Annotated in this window: 10 protein-coding genes and 2 tRNA genes; 7 read left to right on the plus strand and 5 right to left on the minus strand. The window is 36.3% G+C overall.

The genetic code is table 11. The features are described from left to right. Positions 1–37: 37 nt before the first annotated feature. Positions 38–790, minus strand: a complete 753-nt coding sequence (locus tag P278_RS03520) for a C40 family peptidase (RefSeq protein WP_038262483.1) — start codon at positions 788–790, stop codon at positions 38–40. 78 nt (positions 791–868) lie between these two features. Beyond that, positions 869–2,047: an acetyl-CoA C-acyltransferase gene (locus tag P278_RS03525; RefSeq protein WP_038262486.1), complete on the minus strand. Its 1,179-nt coding sequence runs from the start codon at positions 2,045–2,047 to the stop codon at positions 869–871. Between the two features lie 178 nt (positions 2,048–2,225). On the opposite strand from P278_RS03525, the gene P278_RS03530 reads away from it, so the two are divergent. The 4 genes from P278_RS03530 to P278_RS03545 all read left to right on the plus strand — a co-directional run bounded on the left by P278_RS03530 (position 2,226) and on the right by P278_RS03545 (position 6,047). Continuing rightward, positions 2,226–4,274: an HD family phosphohydrolase gene (locus P278_RS03530; RefSeq protein WP_038262490.1), complete on the plus strand. Its 2,049-nt coding sequence runs from the start codon at positions 2,226–2,228 to the stop codon at positions 4,272–4,274. Between the two features lie 141 nt (positions 4,275–4,415). Continuing rightward, a tRNA-Ser gene (locus P278_RS03535) sits at positions 4,416–4,499 on the plus strand. Between the two features lie 6 nt (positions 4,500–4,505). Beyond that, positions 4,506–4,580 (plus strand) — tRNA-Pro (locus P278_RS03540). Positions 4,581–4,796: 216 nt separating this feature from the next. Further along, positions 4,797–6,047 carry a site-specific integrase gene (locus tag P278_RS03545; protein ID WP_038262492.1) on the plus strand — a complete coding sequence of 417 codons (1,251 nt, stop codon included), beginning with the start codon at positions 4,797–4,799 and terminating at the stop codon, positions 6,045–6,047. Positions 6,048–6,276: 229 nt separating this feature from the next. Here the strand turns inward: P278_RS03545 and P278_RS03550 are convergent, their stop codons facing one another. The 3 genes from P278_RS03550 to P278_RS03560 are packed head-to-tail and all read right to left on the minus strand — an operon-like array spanning position 6,277 to position 9,998. Continuing rightward, positions 6,277–7,266 carry a HupE/UreJ family protein gene (locus P278_RS03550; RefSeq protein WP_038262494.1) on the minus strand — a complete coding sequence of 330 codons (990 nt, stop codon included), beginning with the start codon at positions 7,264–7,266 and terminating at the stop codon, positions 6,277–6,279. Continuing rightward, positions 7,266–8,126: a peptidyl-prolyl cis-trans isomerase gene (locus P278_RS03555; RefSeq protein ID WP_038262495.1), complete on the minus strand. Its 861-nt coding sequence runs from the start codon at positions 8,124–8,126 to the stop codon at positions 7,266–7,268. The genes P278_RS03550 and P278_RS03555 overlap by 1 nt, the downstream gene beginning before the upstream one ends. Before the next feature lie 9 nt (positions 8,127–8,135). Continuing rightward, on the minus strand, positions 8,136–9,998 hold the full coding sequence (locus P278_RS03560; RefSeq protein WP_051413385.1) for a DUF3604 domain-containing protein: 1,863 nt from the start codon (positions 9,996–9,998) through the stop codon (positions 8,136–8,138). A gap of 807 nt (positions 9,999–10,805) precedes the next feature. Between P278_RS03560 and P278_RS03565 the strand changes: the two genes are divergently transcribed. From P278_RS03565 to P278_RS03575, 3 genes are read left to right on the plus strand one after another with little or no spacing between them, the layout of a single operon-like run. Then, entirely contained in the window at positions 10,806–11,888 is a 1,083-nt protein-coding gene (locus P278_RS03565) for an efflux RND transporter periplasmic adaptor subunit (RefSeq protein WP_038262497.1), read from the plus strand. Positions 11,889–11,911: 23 nt separating this feature from the next. Then, entirely contained in the window at positions 11,912–15,121 is a 3,210-nt protein-coding gene (locus P278_RS03570; RefSeq protein WP_038262499.1) for an efflux RND transporter permease subunit, read from the plus strand. Beyond that, a complete protein-coding gene (locus P278_RS03575; protein ID WP_038262501.1) occupies positions 15,115–18,171 on the plus strand; it encodes an efflux RND transporter permease subunit in 3,057 nt (1,018 codons plus the stop codon). The genes P278_RS03570 and P278_RS03575 overlap by 7 nt, the downstream gene beginning before the upstream one ends. The last annotated feature ends 2 nt before the right edge of the window (positions 18,172–18,173 follow it).

Here is an 18,173-nt window from a genome sequence, read left to right on the forward strand (position 1 = left end):
GGCTTTTTTATTTTTATAAATTAATAAGGGATATTCCTTAAATCACCTTCTTGATTACTCTTAATTTATGTGAGTGTTTTTTGGTGTCTACATTAAAGATGCCAGAATGATCTATTCGATCGATTCTAACCTTACCATGAGCATGAATAATATAGTTATCAGACATCATGATGCCTACATGAACAATGTTGCCTTCATCGTTGTCAAAAAAGGCTAAATCGCCAGCTTCAGATTCTTCAATGAAGCTTAGCGCTTCACCTTGTTTTGCTTGTTGAGAAGCATCTCTAAAAAGTTTATAGCCATTAAGTTTATAAACCATTTGAGTAAAACCTGAACAGTCAATTCCAAATGGAGTTTTACCACCCCACATATAGGGTGAGTTCATGTACATATATGCAGTTTCTATAATCTTGTCTTTAGGCCTTATGCCGCCCATTATTTGTCCGTCGTATGAAAAATCCAGGATGGCATTTCCACTGATACTGGAACCTAATGGAATGGTTAATAGTTCCTGAGTGTCATCCTTTGTAACGAATTCAACCAGATCTCCTGATAATTCCAGTTCCTGCTGCTCTAAGTTTTTATATTGTTCCTCAGAAATTAGCAGAAATTGTTTGTTATCAATCCATCCTTCATACCTGTCAAAGGCCAAGCGAATTTTACTCCAATTTTTTCTTTGTTCTAAGACTTTAAAGTGTTCTCCGTATAGTACCTGAGAAACCAATTCACTTTTATCGCTGGCTTCAGAGCGCAGCGGGACAATACTCAAATGACAGATTCCGAATTGCATTAATATTTAGTCTGTATTACGATATAAAAATGACCCGAGGCATACTATTTTGTACTATCGGGTCATTTAGTTATTTTTTTAACTTCTTTCTATAACCATAGCTGAGGCTCCGCCACCACCATTACATATGGCAGCCGCACCTATTTTAGCATTGTTTTGTTCAAGAACATTCAGAAGGGTGATCAGGATTCTGACTCCAGAACATCCCAACGGATGTCCCAAGGAAACTGCTCCACCGTTAACGTTTACCTTATCTTCGGAAAGTTCTAATATTTTCATGTTAGCCAAACCAACCACCGAAAAAGCTTCATTGAATTCAAAATAATCCACATCACTTAATGATTTACCGGCTTTATTTAAAGCTTTAGGGAGTGCTTTTGCAGGTGCTGTAGTAAACCATTTAGGTTCTTGGGCAGCGTCTGCATAGCTAAGAATGGTAGCTAATGGGGTAAGACCAAGTTCTTTTGCTTTGTTTTCAGACATGAGTACAACGGCACCAGCTCCATCATTAATTGTTGAGGCGTTAGCGGCTGTTACGGTACCTTCTTTGGTAAATGCCGGACGTAGTTTAGCAACTTTATCTAAAAAGACATTTTTGAATTCTTCATCTTCTTTTACGATGATAGGGTCGCCTTTTCTTTGTGGTACCTCTACAGGTACTACTTCATTATCAAATTTACCTTCACTCCAAGCCTTTGAAGAACGTTTGTAGGATTGAATGGCGAAAGCATCTTGTTCTTCTCTGCTGATCTTGTATTCCAGGGCGCATTCATCTGCACATACTCCCATTGCATTTTTATCATAGGCATCTACCAAGCCATCTTTTTGCATTCCATCTTCCATGGAGGCAGGGCCAAATTTTGTTCCTTTACGCATGTAGACATAATGAGGGATTAAACTCATATTTTCCATTCCTCCAGCAACAATTATATCAGCATCACCTAAGGCAATTGCCTGTGCTCCTTGCATCACAGCTTTCATTCCGCTAGAACACACTTTATTTACCGTGGTACACGGAACGGTGTTTGGAATTCCAGCGTATATAGCGGCTTGTCTTGCTGGTGCCTGACCTTCTCCGGCCTGGACTACATTTCCCATTAAAACTTCATCAACTGATGCAGGATCTAATTTTATTTTTTCTAAAGCTCCTTTAATAGCAATAGAACCCAATTTTGGAGCGGGGATACTTGAAAGAGCACCCATGAAACTCCCTACAGGGGTTCTTGCTGCGGAAACAATTACTACTTTATTTGCCATTTTGTTAGTTTTTAGTATTGCGAATTTAGTTATTTTGAAAAGATAATCATAGAAGCAATGGGTTTTTAAAGATTAATGCTCTGTTTTGGTATTTTCTGAGCTCATTTTAGACTTACTTGGTTGTAAAAAGAGATCTGTATAAAAAAAATTGTGTAGGTTTGAATATCAATTATGCCCTATGAAACAGTTTCTGAGTAGAATTTATAAGAATCAATCTAACATATATAAAGTTTCGTTGTTTCTTCTTGTTATTGCCTTGATAGTATACCTTTTTCCTAAAGGAGGTAAGTTTAAGTATGACTTTCAAAAGGGTAAGATCTGGCAATATGAAACACTTTATGCTCCCTTTGATTTTGCTATTTATAAGACTGATGAGGAATTAAATAGAGAAAAGGATTCGTTAAAGAGCAAGCAAGTTAATTTTTATCGTTTTGATTCAAAGGTAAAAGAGACGGTAATTGAGCAGTATCAGCAAAAGTTTTCAACCTATTTTCCTGATTCATTATATAGTGGTAACACCAAGAAGCGTCTTAAGGCTGATGGTTTAGAGATCTTAAATGAAATTTACAATAGGGGTGTTGTTCAAACGGAGGTCGATAACGATCCTGAAGATGTTGTTAATTTGGTTAGAGGAAATGAGCAAAGTCCTATGTTTTATGGAGATCTCATTCAATTGGGTCAAATTCAGAAAAGGATATCCTCTATTTTAGAGCGTAAGAATGCTTCTCAATATTTCGGGACTTTTTACAATTTATTTTTTGATGATTTAAAGCCCAATGTGTTTTTCGATGAAGCCTTGACCAATAAGGTTTTAGAGGAGGAGTTGAAGTCAATTGTGGGAACCAGGGGGCATGTAGAAAAAGGAAAGCGAATCATCGCTAAGGGTGAGGTTGTAGAAGGCGAAAGATATAATATGCTTTATTCACTACGAAAGGAATATGAATCTCAGTTGTGGAGTGAAAGCAATTACAACTGGATTTTATTCGGATATATTCTGTTGGTTTCGATTACCTTTTTGATGTTGATTTTATTTCTTTATAAATATCGACCATTGGTATATGAAAATAATAATAAAGTTACTTTTATTGTCTTTAATGTGTTGTTAATGATCTTTTTAACAACTCTGGCTTTAAATTACAATGTGGGCTTTATTTATGTAGTGCCGATGTGTATTCTCCCCTTAATTTTAAAGGCATTTTTTGATCCGCGGCTGGGATTATTTACACATGTTATAACTGTTCTGTTATTGGGTTTTATAGTTCCGAACGGATTTGAATACGTGTTTTTACAAATTATTGCTGGTATTATAACCATTCAAACTATTACCGATTTGCACAAGCGAGCAAATTTATTTATTTCGGTGGCGCAGATCACTTTAATTTATATACTCGGATATTTTGGACTTTATATTATTCAGGAAGGACATATCAAGAATATCGAATGGCAAACCTTCGGAATCTTTATTTTGAATGGTTTGGCAACCTTAGCTGCTTTTCCGTTAATATATATCTATGAGAAATTATTTGGATTGGTTTCTGACGTATCCTTACTGGAGTTAACAGATACGAACTCACCGTTATTAAAGGAGTTGGCAGAAAAGGCGCCTGGTACTTTTCATCATTCTTTACAGGTAGCTAATCTGGCTGAAGCTGTAGCTAACGAGATCGGGGCGAATGCCATGTTGGTTAGGGTAGGGGCTTTGTACCATGATCTTGGTAAAATGAATAATCCAATGTATTTCACGGAAAATCAAACTACCAGTGTGAACCCACATAATGAGTTGGCACCGAAGGAAAGTGCACAGGTGATAATAGATCACGTTATTGACGGGATTGAAATTGCCAAAAAGAACAAATTACCAGATCGTATTATAGATTTTATCAGAACGCACCACGGAACCTCTTTGGTTTATTATTTTTATATGAAAGAGAAAGAGTCGGCTGAAGAGATTAATGAGGATGATTTCAGGTATCCGGGTCCCATTCCATTTTCAAAGGAGACAGCAATATTGATGATGACAGATTCTGTTGAGGCGGCTTCAAAGAGTTTGAAAAATCCGACGTTTTCTATAATTGATAGTTTTGTTGAACGTATTATCAGTAAGCAAATTGAGGAGAATCAGTTCATTAATGCGAATATTACGTTTAAGGAAATAGAAACCATTAAAAAGGTCTTAAAGCAGAAGCTAACAAACATTTATCATTTACGTGTAGAATACCCGGAATAATATCTATTTGATCATTAGGGTGTTAATAAAAAAGCGATTTAAAATTGTGTAAAAAACATTAAAAAAGGTTGCGTGCTATTATCCTATCTACTACATTTGCATCCGCATTTCAGAAGTGCATACGATCATTAAGAAAATATTGGAGAGGTGCCAGAGTGGTAATGGAGCAGATTGCTAATCTGTCAACGCGTAAGTGTTGCCAGGGTTCGAATCCCTGTCTCTCCGCATTTTCGGGGTGTAGCGTAGCCCGGTTATCGCGCCTCGTTTGGGACGAGGAGGTCGCAGGTTCGAATCCTGCCACCCCGACGAACCTAGAAATAGGTCACAACAAAACACTGTTAATCTTTTGATTTTCAGTGTTTTTTTGTTTTTTATGCATTCGTTTGATATCATTTAAAATCATATAATAGGTGTGCAATTCGGTGTGCAATGTTTCATTGGAATTGTACTATCTTTAAAGGACTTTCGGGTATGATTTGGCTTTCGATTTAACAAATCATTGTTTAATTAAAGTCATTAAAAATGAAATCAAAACAGACTTTTACCGTCATTTTCTTTACCAGAAAATCAAGAAGTAATCGAAATCAGCTTACGATCTATACACGAATCACTGTTAGTGGTAAACGTTCAGAAATTAGTTTAAAGCGTTCTATTCACTTTAAAGATTGGGATAGTCATAGGAGTAGGGCAAGAGGTAGTTCTTCAACATCAAGAGCTTTAAATGCTTATTTAGATGAAGTTTTTAGTAAACTACTCAATTGTTATAAGGAATTGTTGTCTGAAGAGGCTCTCATATCTTCTGAAGCTATTAAGTCTCGTTTCCTGGGAGAGGACAATACCAGTAAAACACTTCGGGAGCTGATAACTTATCATCATGATACAATGGGAATGGTACTCAAACCAGGAACCATGAAGAATTATTATACCACCGAAAAGTATCTTTATAAGTTTTTACAAAAGAAGCGAAGGACAAAGGATATCTATCTTAAACAACTAAATTATGAGTTTATAACCGATTTTGAGTATTATCTGCGTCATTATAAAAATTCCAAAAAGGAATTAATGATGTCTAATAATGGCGTTATGAAGCATTTGGAACGCTTCAAGAAAATACTGAACTTGGCGGTGAAGTTGGAATGGATGCCAAAGAATCCCTTTAGTCAGTTTAAATTAAAGTATAAAAAGTACGATAGAGCTTATTTAACTCAAAGGGAATTAAAATTGTTAGAAGGAACGGAGTTTAAAAGTCAGCGGTTGGAACGGGTAAAAGATTGCTTTATATTTTCTTGCTATACAGGCTTGTCGTATGTGGATGTAAAGGATCTTACTTTAAGCAATATTGTTCAGGGTATCGACGGGAGGTATTGGATCTATACAAAAAGGGAGAAAACAGACGAGTCTGTTAAAGTGCCGTTACTACCTAAGGCATTAGAAATTATTGAAAAGTATAGAGGTTCAAATGGCGCAGATCTTGAAGATTCTTTATTGCCCTTAAGTTCCAATCAAAAGACCAATAAATATTTGAAGGAAATAGCAGGAATATGTAAAATTTATAAGCATATGACTTTCCATGTAGCCAGACATACTTTTGCAACTACAGTAATGCTTTCCAATGGCGTACCGATAGAAACGGTTTCTAAATTACTAGGACATTCTAAACTTACTACTACTCAAATATATGCAAGGATTGTTGAGACTAAAATAAGTGACGATATTGACAGGTTGTTGGAGCGGTTTAAGGAAAAAGACATGGATAAGGCCATAAATGATTAGCAATTCGCCATTGGATGTGCGTATGAAAAAGCATCTTTTAAGCATGAAATTTTTGAGCTAGTTAGTATGAGTTATGACCAGTAGGGAATGGTTATAATGAATAGCAAGAGATAATAAGGTTGAACTTGTGTGACTAAATAAATATTTAAATCAGTTGCTTTAATGAATCATTGGATTAATTTATTGATTTTTTTGATTTTTCACAGTTGGGAGTTAAAATAAGTGACATTTAAAATCCAGTAATTCGTTCAATCAACCAGAATGCCGAAACAGAACCAATAGCATAAGGAACTAATTTATTTATCCAGGTTTGTTGTGGAATCTGGGGCTTAACGAATTTTATAAAGATCAATATTATAACCACAAAAATAATTTGTCCGAGCTCTACACCTATATTAAATGTTGCTAAAGCCAAAGGAATTTCGTTCTGTGGTAGTCCTATATCTTGTATAGCTCCTGCAAAACCGAAGCCATGTAATAATCCAAAAATAAAGGCCACAAGCCATGGCTTTTGACTTGTAAATGTTGATTTCCCTTGTTGTAATTTTAAAATTTCGATAGCTAAGAAAACAATACTTAAAGCAATAACAGCTTCAACAGGTGGGCCAGGAAGATTAGCGATGCCTAACACAGAAAAACTTAAGGTTATACTATGTGCAATGGTAAATGCTGTAATGGTTTTCAATAGTTTTTTAAATCCAACGGTAATAATCAACAATGCCAAGACAAATAACAGGTGATCAAAACCTAAAATAATATGTTCAATACCTAAAATAATATAGACTTTGGCTACTGTCCATTTACTTGGAGTTTCAGGAATTATTACTGAGCTTTTTGTGGGTTGCAATAAAAAAGTATGATGTACTTCATTTAACAGTCGAACATCCACTAATACATCTATTCCGGTGGTATTAAGATTGTTTATTGTTAATAATGTATTTGTTAAATTTTTACTTCCTGTTAGTTTGTAGGTATATAAAACAAATGCATCTAAAATTCTGGGAGATATAGTTTCGTTTAAATCAAATCCATTTTCAAATTTAGGCTGAATATTTAAAACTTTATCTACGGTACGTGGCACTTTCCATAAAACGGAATACTCATTACTGTCAGAGATTTGATCTATTTGCAAATATGCAGGTCGCACTTCATGAGCAAAACAAGAATTAAACGTTAGCCCAAATAAAAATATCACAATTATCTTAAATAAAACTCTCATTAGTTTTGATAACTTTTTTTAATGTCTGAAGGGATTTTGTCTGATGTTAGTTTTATTTTATATTTTTTCATTAAATCCTCGAAAACCTTATTCTGCATAGCTAGTTCGGTCTGGTATTGGTACTCCTTTTCTACGTAAGATTTTATATCTTCAAACTTAGCAATTTGAGATAGCTCTTTTTTCGATAGACGAACTAAATGTTGTCCGAATCCTGAAGGAATTGGGCCTACCCATGTATTTGTCGGTAAAGAGTCTAAAACCGTGGTAAAGTAATCTCCAAAGGTTTTGTAGATGTCAGTTGCTTCCTTATTTGTCCAGGTATTTGGAATTGATAGTTTAGTCTTGCGATTGTTAGGGATATCTTGTCCTCTGTTTAAATGTTTTTTAACCACCTTAATTTCATTATCAAGATTTTTTTCGTCATTTAAAAACAGTACTTGCCGAAATGTATATGCTGGCGGAAGTTTAAACAGGTCTGTGTTTTCGTTGTAAAAAGCTTTCAAATCATCATCGGTGGGTGCTTTAATCAAGGCATTTAAATCGTTTGCAACTGCTTCCATTTTTTGAGCCAAACGGCGTTTTACAATAATGTCGTTATGATCTAAATTCATCATTAGAGCTTCTTTGTAAAACACTTCCTGACGAAGGTGTTGATCTAAAAATGCTTTTATTTCCTGTTCGTTCGGTTCACGTTGCCATTGTTTCTTCCATAAATTAAGAAGGTAATCGTATTCGGTATTATCAATAATAATACTATTTTCTTCAAGTTTTGAATCCTTATTTTTAAAATAGTGATAGCCAAAAATTAAGAACCCTAAGAGCAAAAAATGCACCAAGGGTTCTTTTAATATATTTTTCATAAATAGATTCTATTTCTTAGGCTCAATCCAAATTGGAGATGCCCATGCGCGTTCTTGTATAGTTTTTTTTGTGTCCTCTGGGTATTTTACTTGCGGGTTACGAATTTCATCAAATAAATTATAACGTCCGGTAGGTAATTGAATAACTCTAACGTAATAATATGCATTTTGACTTGGCTTGAAATCAGGGTCTTTCCAAACAGCCATTAGTTCTGGGTCGCCTTTTTCTTTGTTAAATTCTCCGGTTTTTAAATTTACTGGAGCATTAATAGGTGTAACAGTACCATCTGCTTTTAATCGGTCATCTGAAGCAGCAATGTCATAAATTGTATCTTTCATTTCGCCATTTTCTACCCATCCTTTAATGATTTGAATACGATCTAAATTTGGTCCGATAGGATCTTTGAGTGCCCAAACTAAGAAATCTGGAGATTTGGTTCCTTCAAAATTTTGTCCCATTGGGACACCTTTTTTGTAACCGTCTTCAACCATATCTTTATAAGAACTATATGATGTTTTATAACCGTTACCGGCAAAAAATCGAACTTTTATTCTTGGCCCTGAAGTTGCGAAAGATTCACGGTTATGCATTCCGTCCCATATTGCTTCACGAGTGTTAGATGTTGCCCAGACACCAGTTAAACCACCAGGATTCATGTCTCTGTTGTACATTTCACCATCTTGTTCGTTTCTTGAACGGTCTAAAGCTGTTTGGTCGGCCATTCCATGATGCCCCACATAATTAAATTCTTCAACATTAGACATTACAGCATTATGACTATCTGTACCACCTACAAATCCATATTTAAAAGGATTGACACCTAATTCTTCATGATATTTTACACCTCTGGTTAAACCGTACCGTACAAAGTTGTGTTTTTCAAAAACACGTCCATTATATTTTTGAAGCGAAACGGCATTTTCAAAATCAGCAAATTCATCGTTTGGCCAAAATTGTGGTACAACCTCGGAATTTCCTTTGGTTTGCATCATTTCCAGATTTCTTTCGAAATGTTGTCTGGTTTCAGCATACGTTTCATCAATAGGTTTATTATTCATAGCAACTTCAGGGAATAACATTCCCTTACTTTCGTTTGAATTGTGAGGATTGCAGAATACCTTAACCCCATTGGCTTCCTGAATTTTCATCCAGTTCCAAAGTTCTTGAGGAGATGGTCCTTCATTTGAAGAAAATGGCATGTCAGGTAAATTGGTGTCTCTAAAGAAAACGTTCCTGTGTAGGTTAGCAGTGTTTGGCGCCGAACTCCATTCATAGGCATGAATGGTTGTGAATTTTCCTGGCTTATAATTATCTTCAGTAGCTTCTATGTTTTTTTTCCATTGGGACTTAACAGCTTCATAACCTTGCCAAAAATCAGGATGCGCATTTCCACCAGCTAAAGCGTCTAAAACATATTTTTTATAAACTGAAAGTGCCGATGCTAAATCGGGAGCGTCCCGCATTGATTTTGCTGCTTCACTATCGTAGCCAGGGGTTCCCGGATTCATCAAGGTGTATGTTTCCCCTAGAAATTCAGCATGGTCGGTAACTGCAGCCCAATCTAAAGGTCTGTTAATAGTGTGAGGTTTTCCATTTACTATCACTTCAGCACCCTGAGCAAATCTATAGGCGTCATCTGGAGTTAATCTAGTTCCAGCAATAAAAGCATCCATCGATGCTGCAGTATGTAAGTGCTGTTCCCCAAAGTATGCTTCTTTTAACGGATTTTCAATAATGTCATATGAAATTCCGTTGTGCATATATTTACCTTGAATTGTGATCTCATGATCGGCTGGAATATCCTTTTTTTCTTCTTTTTGTTGATTACATGAAAATAGGATAATTGTACATAATAAAAGAAACTGTTTCATTTTCGCACCATATTTAATGATTGATTAGTCAGAAAAGCACTAACTAATATAGTAAAAATATTTAAATTATAAAGACTGTTTTAAACTTTGAAAAGCGTATAAATCGCCCTTATCAGTTTGGTCACAGCTAATAATTATTGACCGTTTTCCTCCGATAGATGTTTACTAATTACAAGCACAGACTATCATAAAAAATTCTCTATATAAGCGTGATTGTATAACTAAGGGGATAGCTAAGGGGGATAGCAAGAGGATAACACGCTAAAGCGGTGTTATATTATCTTTAGCGAGCTTTTAATTGCAATAGTTAGCTATTTTAATTCAATAATATATATTATAAATGATCGCATTTTGGTTATTACATTTGTCGAGGAGGTTAGGTGTAGTAATTGGGCTTTTAAAATTTCTTATTGTGTAAAATGAAATTCTTATATACACTTAACCTATTTGCCAATCGTTTCTGAGTTTTGTCTGTTGTCCAATCTGTTTTTTGGGAGTTCTGCATATTTGATCGATTGATTGTTTTATCGTTAAGCCTCTTAAATTGTAAATATTCATTAAAGTTCTGATTGATTTTTTATCAATAATATTATTTAAGCTGTAATTTCTTGCCATTTAATAATTGAAAAAAACAAATAGCTAATCAAATGGTTTGTAAGTTTTTAACTACCTAAATAAGCGTATTAGTAGTTGAAAATAGAATTTTTTTCCACCCATTATTCGAATTATACACTCTATAGTATATGAAGCCTTTCCGAAATCATGCTATCGGTAAGGATTTTTGATTTTTTATTTAACCGACCAGATATGAATTTAAATATTGTTATCCGGGGAGTGATACTTTCCGGTTTAATACTTGTAACCACGAATTGTAAGAAAGAAAGTAAGGCGGAAGTTAATGATTTTGAAGCCCTTCCAAAGAGACCACATGTAGATGAAGAAATAAAAGTGACCACTGAGGTTCTTGAAATATCAGATTTTCACGATGAACTAATTAGTAATGGAAAATTAACCGCTTTACGAAAGGCAGATATTCCTTTTGAACATCGGGGATACATAGAGAAAATTTATGTGGGCAATGGGGATAGGGTTACCGAAGGAAGTTTGATGGCAGTGCTGGATAACAAAGATGCTTTATTTGAATTAGAAAGGGCAGAACTAGACATGGAGCAGGCTGAAACTGATCTTAAAGACAAGCTACTCGGCTACGGATACCAACTTAAAGATAGCCTCAAGATCCCTGATAAAATATTCAGATACTGCAAGATTAAAAGTAACTATATAGGAGCGGTAAGATCTTTATCCAAAGCCAAAGCAACTTATAATCAAACTCGGATTAAAGCCCCATTCTCCGGCGTTGTAGCCAATCTGGAGGCTATGCCTGATAACCTTACCGCTTCCTTTGAAAATAAGCTGTGTACCCTGATAGACGGTTCAAAAATGATGGTTCAGTTTCCTTTGTTAGAATCTGAACTTTTACAGGTAAGCAGAGGTATGCCAGTGGCGGTTTTTCCCTATTCAAATCCTGATGAATCCTATAATGGTGAAGTTGATGAAATTAATCCAATAATTGATGAGAATGGAATGGTCATGATCAGGGCGATAATTAAAAACCCTCATGGCAAATTATTTGATGGGATGAATGTAAAGGTTTTACTTAAAAATAAATTGTCAGAGCAATTAGTGGTCCCCAAATCAGCGGTGCTTCAAAGGCAAAATAAGAGTGTGGTTTTTACCTATTCAGATGGTGAAGCGCACTGGAATTATGTAAAAACGGGGAAAGAGAACAGTACCAATGTTATTATAACAGAGGGACTTGAAACGGGTGCTGAGGTAATTGTATCCGGAAATATCAACTTAGCTCATAAGACTAAGGTGAGTATTCAATAAATTTTAAACACTTCACCTAGCGTATGAAGCCTGTAAATAGTTCCTTTACTGTCTTAGCATTAACGATTTTGTTTGTCATTTTGGGATGCTGTAGTATCCCATTATTTTCCATTCAACGAAATCCGACTGATATATCAAAGGGCTTAACAGTTAATTTTTCATGGAAAGGAGCCCTTGCTCAAGTTGTTGAAAGGGAGTTAACTTCTAAGATTGAGGGTCTGGCTGCTGCCATAAAGGGAGTGAAAGAAATTACGTCCACTTCCTCAGATGGCGGAGGGTTTTTAAATATTGAACTTGACAAGCATACCAATGTTAAAACTGCGAAATTCGAGTTAACCTCACTAATACGTTCTGCTTACAAAAATTTTCCTGAGGGGGTATCCTTGCCAAGTGTTAGTGAAAAGGGCACGCGATCTATAAAGAGAGAGGGGACCCAGATTTTGGCTTATACCATCATGGGGGGAGGCAGTTCTTATTATATAGAAAAAGAAGCTGCCGCTGTATTTCTAGAGCCTTTGAACGACATTAACGACGTATATAGTGCAAAACTGTGGGTAGCGGTTCCGTATGAACTCAGACTCATTGTTAATAAGAAAGAGCTTGAGAGCTACGGCTTGACCATAGGAGATGTAAGTAGTGCTCTGAATTCTTATTTCAAAGCAGCGGAATTGGGGAAATCTAAACACAGAGAGGTTTCAGGAAACTATTCCACATTGTTTGTAGAACTTAGAGGAATATCCAAAGATGACGTTGTATGGGAAAAGATCCCTCTTGCGAGGCGTGGATCTAGGGTTGTCTACCTTGGAGATATCGCAAGGGTTAAATATGAAGAGCAACCCATCAATAGTATAAAACGTTTTAATGGCCTAAACCTGGTTTCGCTCACCATTTCGGCCAGGGAAGGAGCCAACCAGGTACTGTTGGCAAAGACGGTCAGGGAAAGGATTGAATCCCTTAAAAAGGAATTGCCACCGGGTTTTTCTTTGTTCCTTCAAAAAGATAGCACCATCTCAATAAAAAAAGAAATTAATACGATTGTTTTACGAGTTGTATTATCGGTATTATTTTTATTACTCTTTACTTTTATTGTAAGTAGAAGTTTAAAGTATCTTTTGCTGGTAGCCATCAGTCTTGCAGTAAATCTCTGTATTGCATTTATTTTTTATTACCTGTTGGATATTGGCATTCATACATATTCATTGGCCGGAATAACTATTTCTCTAGGGATCATGATAGACAATGTTATTATTATGATAGACCATCTGAGATCAAAGGGGAATATGAAAATTTTCGTAGCCATTTTGGCTGCTACATTAACCACCGTAGGTTCTTTAAGTGTGATTTTCTTTTTAGGTCAGGATGTGAGGATACTTCTTAACGATTTTGCGATTATTATAGTAGTAAATATTTTGACTTCTTTGGTGGTAGCATTCTTTGTAATTCCTGCACTTCTTGATGTGATTCCTATTCAACGAAAACTAAATAAGATTTCACTTCGTCGCAAGCGGTGGGTTGTAAAATGGAATCATTTTTATGCCTATTTCATAAATCAGAGTTTGCGATGGAAAAAACTGTATTTGTTATTAGCAATTCTCGTTTTCGGAATCCCTATTTTTTTATTGCCTGCGCGAATAAACTCCAATAATTGGTTGGCCCAAACCTATAATGATATTTTTCAAAGTTCGGTCTATAGAAAAATAGGACCAATGACAGAGAAAATCTTAGGCGGAACCTTGCGTCTTTTTGTTGAACGAGATGCATCAGGTGGAAGAGTGCCTCAACAGAATGCTTTTGGAAACCTAACTCCCGTCGATCGAGCAAACCAGGCTACCCAACTGAATGTTAATATAACCATGCCAGATGGAGCATCGGTTGAAGAGTTGGAAGGAATAGCATGGAAATTTGAAAACCATCTTTTACAATATAATGAGGTAGCCTCATTCGAAACTTCAATTTCAAACGGTGAAAATGCCAATATTCAGGCTATCATAGACGATAGCAGTCAAAGATCATTTCCTCATCGTCTAAAAAATGAATTGATTGATTTGGCCAATAATACCGGAGGTTGTGATGTCAGGATAAATGGAGTAGGAAAGGGTTTTAGTAATAGTTTAGGGAATGATATTTTACGAACAGGCATAACGGTATCCGGATATAATTACGATGCGGTGCTTACCTATGCTGAAAAAACGCTTGAATACCTGAAGCGTCAGCCAAGGGTTGATAAGGAAAGGGTGAATACCGGACAGCGGATGTATGCCGGGAAAGTTCGGTATGAATACGAGATGAACCTTCAAAAAGATTTACTAATCAAACAAGGTAGTTCCCCTCAAACCATGTTAACAGGATTACGTGACATCGCCATGAATCAACAGCGGGTGTCCATAGCGCTATATGACGGACAGTATATTCCGGTAAAAGTATATACTGAAGAAAAAAAAGGAGCGGATAACTGGTTACTTAATAACTCTTTACAACAGACATCCAGGCTGGGTTATGTAGGAACCCTGGAGAAGAAAATGTCTGGCGGTCATATTACACGGAGGAATCAACAATACGAAGTGAATGTTGATTATAATTTTATCGGGAATTACAGGTTGGCTAAAAAAGTGCAAGAGGGAATTATAGATAGTGTGAATGTACAGCTTCCTATTGGTTTTAAGGCACAATCCAAAAATCGTGGTGGTTTTTATTCGCAAGTCAAAGGTTCACAGTATAAATTAATATTTCTGGTTATTGCTATTGTATTTCTACTCTGTTGCGTGTTGCTCGAATCGATGCGTCAAGCTATGGTCATAGTCTTGATGATTCCATTATCCTTTATTGGAATATTTCTGACCTTTTCGCTGTTTGGTTTCAATTTTGATCAGGGGGGCTATGCTGCCTTTCTTTTAATAAGCGGTTTGTCGGTGAATGCGGCTCTGTACATTTTTAATGATTTCAATAATAACGGTCTTGAAGGGCAATCAGGAATAAGGCAATACCTTAATGCTTACAATAGTAAAATAACTCCGATACTTCTTACTGTTATTTCAACTATCGTGAGCTTTTTACCTTTTTTATTAACGGTACCGGGAGAACTTTTCTGGGATGCTCTTGCTGCAGGAACCATTGGGGGACTGTTGTTTTCGATCCCGATTCTAGTTGTTTTTCTTCCACTTTTTCTGCTTTGGAATAGCGATGTTGTAAAAAAGGATACTACTAAAACCCTCAGTAAATTAAAACGATGGTAAAATTTTTAATAAAAAGACCGATAGCGGTCATTATGAGTTTTATAGCCGTGGTAATTTTGGGCATCACGGCCATATTTGAATTACCGGTATCTCTAATGCCAGATATAAGTGTGCCAGAGATCACTATCCAGGTAAGTCTTGATGGTGCCTCGGTAAGGGAGGTGCAGCAGAGTGTGGTAAATCCTATGCGCACTCAATTAATACAAGTTTCAGGTCTGGAAGATTTTCAAGCTGAATCTCGTGATGGGAATGCGATTATTAGGCTTCGATTCGATTATGATACTGATATTGACATGGCTTTTATTGATGTAAGTGAGAAGATCGATAATGCTATGCGTTCTATGCCCAAGGATATGGAGAGGCCTCAGATTATTAAAGCCAGTGTAACTGATATACCCGCTTTTACACTCAATGTGCAAATAAAAGATGAGGGTCGAAAAGGAGATGATCTTAGCTTTATGGAGTTGGGAACCCTTTGTGAGTCTGTTATAAAGCGAAGACTTGAACAATTGCCTGATGTTGCCTTGGTAGATATGACCGGGAGAATCTTTCCAGAAGTATATATTATTCCTGATTCAGGTAAGATGAATAATTTAGGGATTAGTCAGCAGCAGATAGCATCGGCTTTGAATAATAATAATATTTCCTTTGGTAATATCGAAGTCCAGGAAGGACAATATCGCTACAGCATAAAGTTTTCCTCATTCTTGCAATCGGTAGATGATATAAAAAGAATATATCTCAAGGTTCACGATCGAATTTTTCAACTAAAAGAAATTGCAGAAATCGGCATCCGTCCATCTAGTACCAAAGGGATGTATTTAAGTGGAGGAACTCAAGCTCTTGGGATGGCTATTGTAAAACAAAAAGATGCTCGTATGTCTTCTTTAAAAGATGAAGTTGACGAGCTATTAAAAGAGCTGGGGCGTGATTACCCGGAGCTATCCCTTGAGTTAAGTCAGGATCAGACAGGAATATTGAGTTATACCATATCGAATTTAAAACAAAGTTTACTATTGGGAGCGATGCTGGCATTTCTGGTTATGTTCTTGTTTTTAAAAGATATTCGTTCCCCCATGCTTATTGGCTTTAGTGTTCCGACTTCGCTGGTAATAAGTTTACTAGTGTTTTATTTATTGGGGATGTCTATAAATATCATATCCCTTTCCGGACTTATTTTAGGAGTGGGCATGATGATTGACAATTCCATTATTGTAATCGATAATATTACGCAATATATAGACAAAAGATTCCCTCTGCATAAAGCCTGTATTAAGGGTACTACGGAAGTTATTCGTCCTCTTTTATCTTCAGTGTTGAGTACATGCGTGGTATTTTTGCCTTTGGTATTCCTAAGCGGTATCTCGGGAGCCTTGTTTTATGACCAGGCGATGGCGGTAACCATTGGGTTGTTTGCATCACTGGCTGTTGCTGTGGTGTTCATCCCTATTCTTTATAGCCTATTTTACAAGAAACCCAAGGGTCCTGATATTGGAAGGTCAACAAGTAGATTCATGTCTGTAAATGTATTTAATACGACTGATGCCTATACCCGTGGCTTTGATTTTGTATTTAGATACAGGAAGCAAAGTTTACTGATTTTTATAGCCTTCATAGCCTTGGGGGTACTTCTTTTTATGGGAATCACTAAGGAAAAACTTCCGGAGGTCGCCCAAAATGAAATCGTTTTAAAAATAGACTGGAACAGCAGTATCAATTTGACTGAAAACCAAACGAGAGTTCAAAACTTATTAACAACTCTTGGTGCTCACATCAAACAAAGCAATTCGTATATAGCCATGCAACAGTTTTTGCTGAGCCGGGAGCATGACCAGGGAAGTTCAGAGACTCGAATTTATCTGCAAGGAAATTCAGAGGTGGATATAAAATACATAAAAGAAAAGACCCTTAAATATTTTACCCAAACCTATCCCGAAGCAAGCTATGAGTTTACCGGCTATAAAACCGTATTTGACAGACTGTTTCCGGACGATGAACCGGAGATTCTTGCTAGGATTTCTTCCGTTGGTTCTAAACAAAAGGTTCTGCCAAATCAAATTGATGCAGTGCAACAAGCCTTGATGAAGGAACATCAAGGCCTAAATACTCTGCCATTACCTAGAGAAGAGCATATCGTAATCACGCTTAATTACGATAAACTTGTTTGGTATGATATCAAACCTAATAAGCTTATTCAAAAATTGCAGACAGCTTTTAATTCGTTACAAGTTGATTTATTGCGATCAAATGAGCATTTACCGATAGTCATAAGTGAGCATCACAGTACGATCACCGAAACCTTAAAGCAATTGTTTATTAAGAACAATAGGGGTAATAGTTTACCGGTCTCATCTTTTATTTCAGTGGGTAAGGTCACAGATTATAAAACCCTATATACAGGTAAAGATGGTGATTATATTCCATTACCAATAGCTATGGGGGGAACTGCCAATACAAACTTTATTAGGTTACTGGAAAAAGAAATAAAAAAAGCAGGAGATTTTGAGGTACAGTTTTCAGGAGAGATTTTCTCAGGAAACCGATTGATAGAGGAGATGATATGGGTTTTTATGATCTCGGTGTTGCTACTCTATTTTATACTGGCAGCCCAATTCGAATCTGTAACACAACCGCTGATTGTGTTATTGGAAATACCCATTGATATAGCAGGAGCCTTGGGGCTGCTTTATTTATTTGGAGGATCACTTAATCTAATGTCTCTTATTGGAATTATTGTTATGTGTGGGATTATAATCAACGATTCCATATTAAAAATTGATACGATCAACAGGCTACGCAAAGATGGGTTGACTCTAAAAAGAGCCTTGCATCAGGCTGGAGAGCGTAGACTTAAGCCAATTTTAATGACTAGTATCACCACGATACTGGCTCTGGTTCCTTTCCTTTTTGGTTCGGATTTGGGTAGTGAATTGCAAAAACCACTGGCTTTAGCGGTTATTGGAGGGATGATCCTGGGAACCTTGGTGAGTCTGTACTTTATTCCACTGGCTTACTATTACCTCTACAAAAACAAAAAAACAGTAATCTAAAA

Source organism: Zhouia amylolytica AD3 (assembly GCF_000511935.2).
In the GTDB taxonomy this organism is placed as follows: Bacteria; Bacteroidota; Bacteroidia; order Flavobacteriales; family Flavobacteriaceae; genus Zhouia; species Zhouia amylolytica.

What these genes read in the sequence shown, in the direction of transcription:
- P278_RS03520 (WP_038262483.1), bottom strand. Translation starts at nt 790, where the DNA reads ATGCAATTCGGAATCTGTCATTTGAGTATTGTCCCGCTGCGCTCTGAA.
- P278_RS03525 (WP_038262486.1), bottom strand. Translation starts at nt 2,047, where the DNA reads ATGGCAAATAAAGTAGTAATTGTTTCCGCAGCAAGAACCCCTGTAGGG.
- P278_RS03530 (WP_038262490.1), top strand. Translation starts at nt 2,226, where the DNA reads ATGAAACAGTTTCTGAGTAGAATTTATAAGAATCAATCTAACATATAT.
- P278_RS03545 (WP_038262492.1), top strand. Translation starts at nt 4,797, where the DNA reads ATGAAATCAAAACAGACTTTTACCGTCATTTTCTTTACCAGAAAATCA.
- P278_RS03550 (WP_038262494.1), bottom strand. Translation starts at nt 7,266, where the DNA reads ATGAGAGTTTTATTTAAGATAATTGTGATATTTTTATTTGGGCTAACG.
- P278_RS03555 (WP_038262495.1), bottom strand. Translation starts at nt 8,126, where the DNA reads ATGAAAAATATATTAAAAGAACCCTTGGTGCATTTTTTGCTCTTAGGG.
- P278_RS03560 (WP_051413385.1), bottom strand. Translation starts at nt 9,998, where the DNA reads ATGAAACAGTTTCTTTTATTATGTACAATTATCCTATTTTCATGTAAT.
- P278_RS03565 (WP_038262497.1), top strand. Translation starts at nt 10,806, where the DNA reads ATGAATTTAAATATTGTTATCCGGGGAGTGATACTTTCCGGTTTAATA.
- P278_RS03570 (WP_038262499.1), top strand. Translation starts at nt 11,912, where the DNA reads ATGAAGCCTGTAAATAGTTCCTTTACTGTCTTAGCATTAACGATTTTG.
- P278_RS03575 (WP_038262501.1), top strand. Translation starts at nt 15,115, where the DNA reads ATGGTAAAATTTTTAATAAAAAGACCGATAGCGGTCATTATGAGTTTT.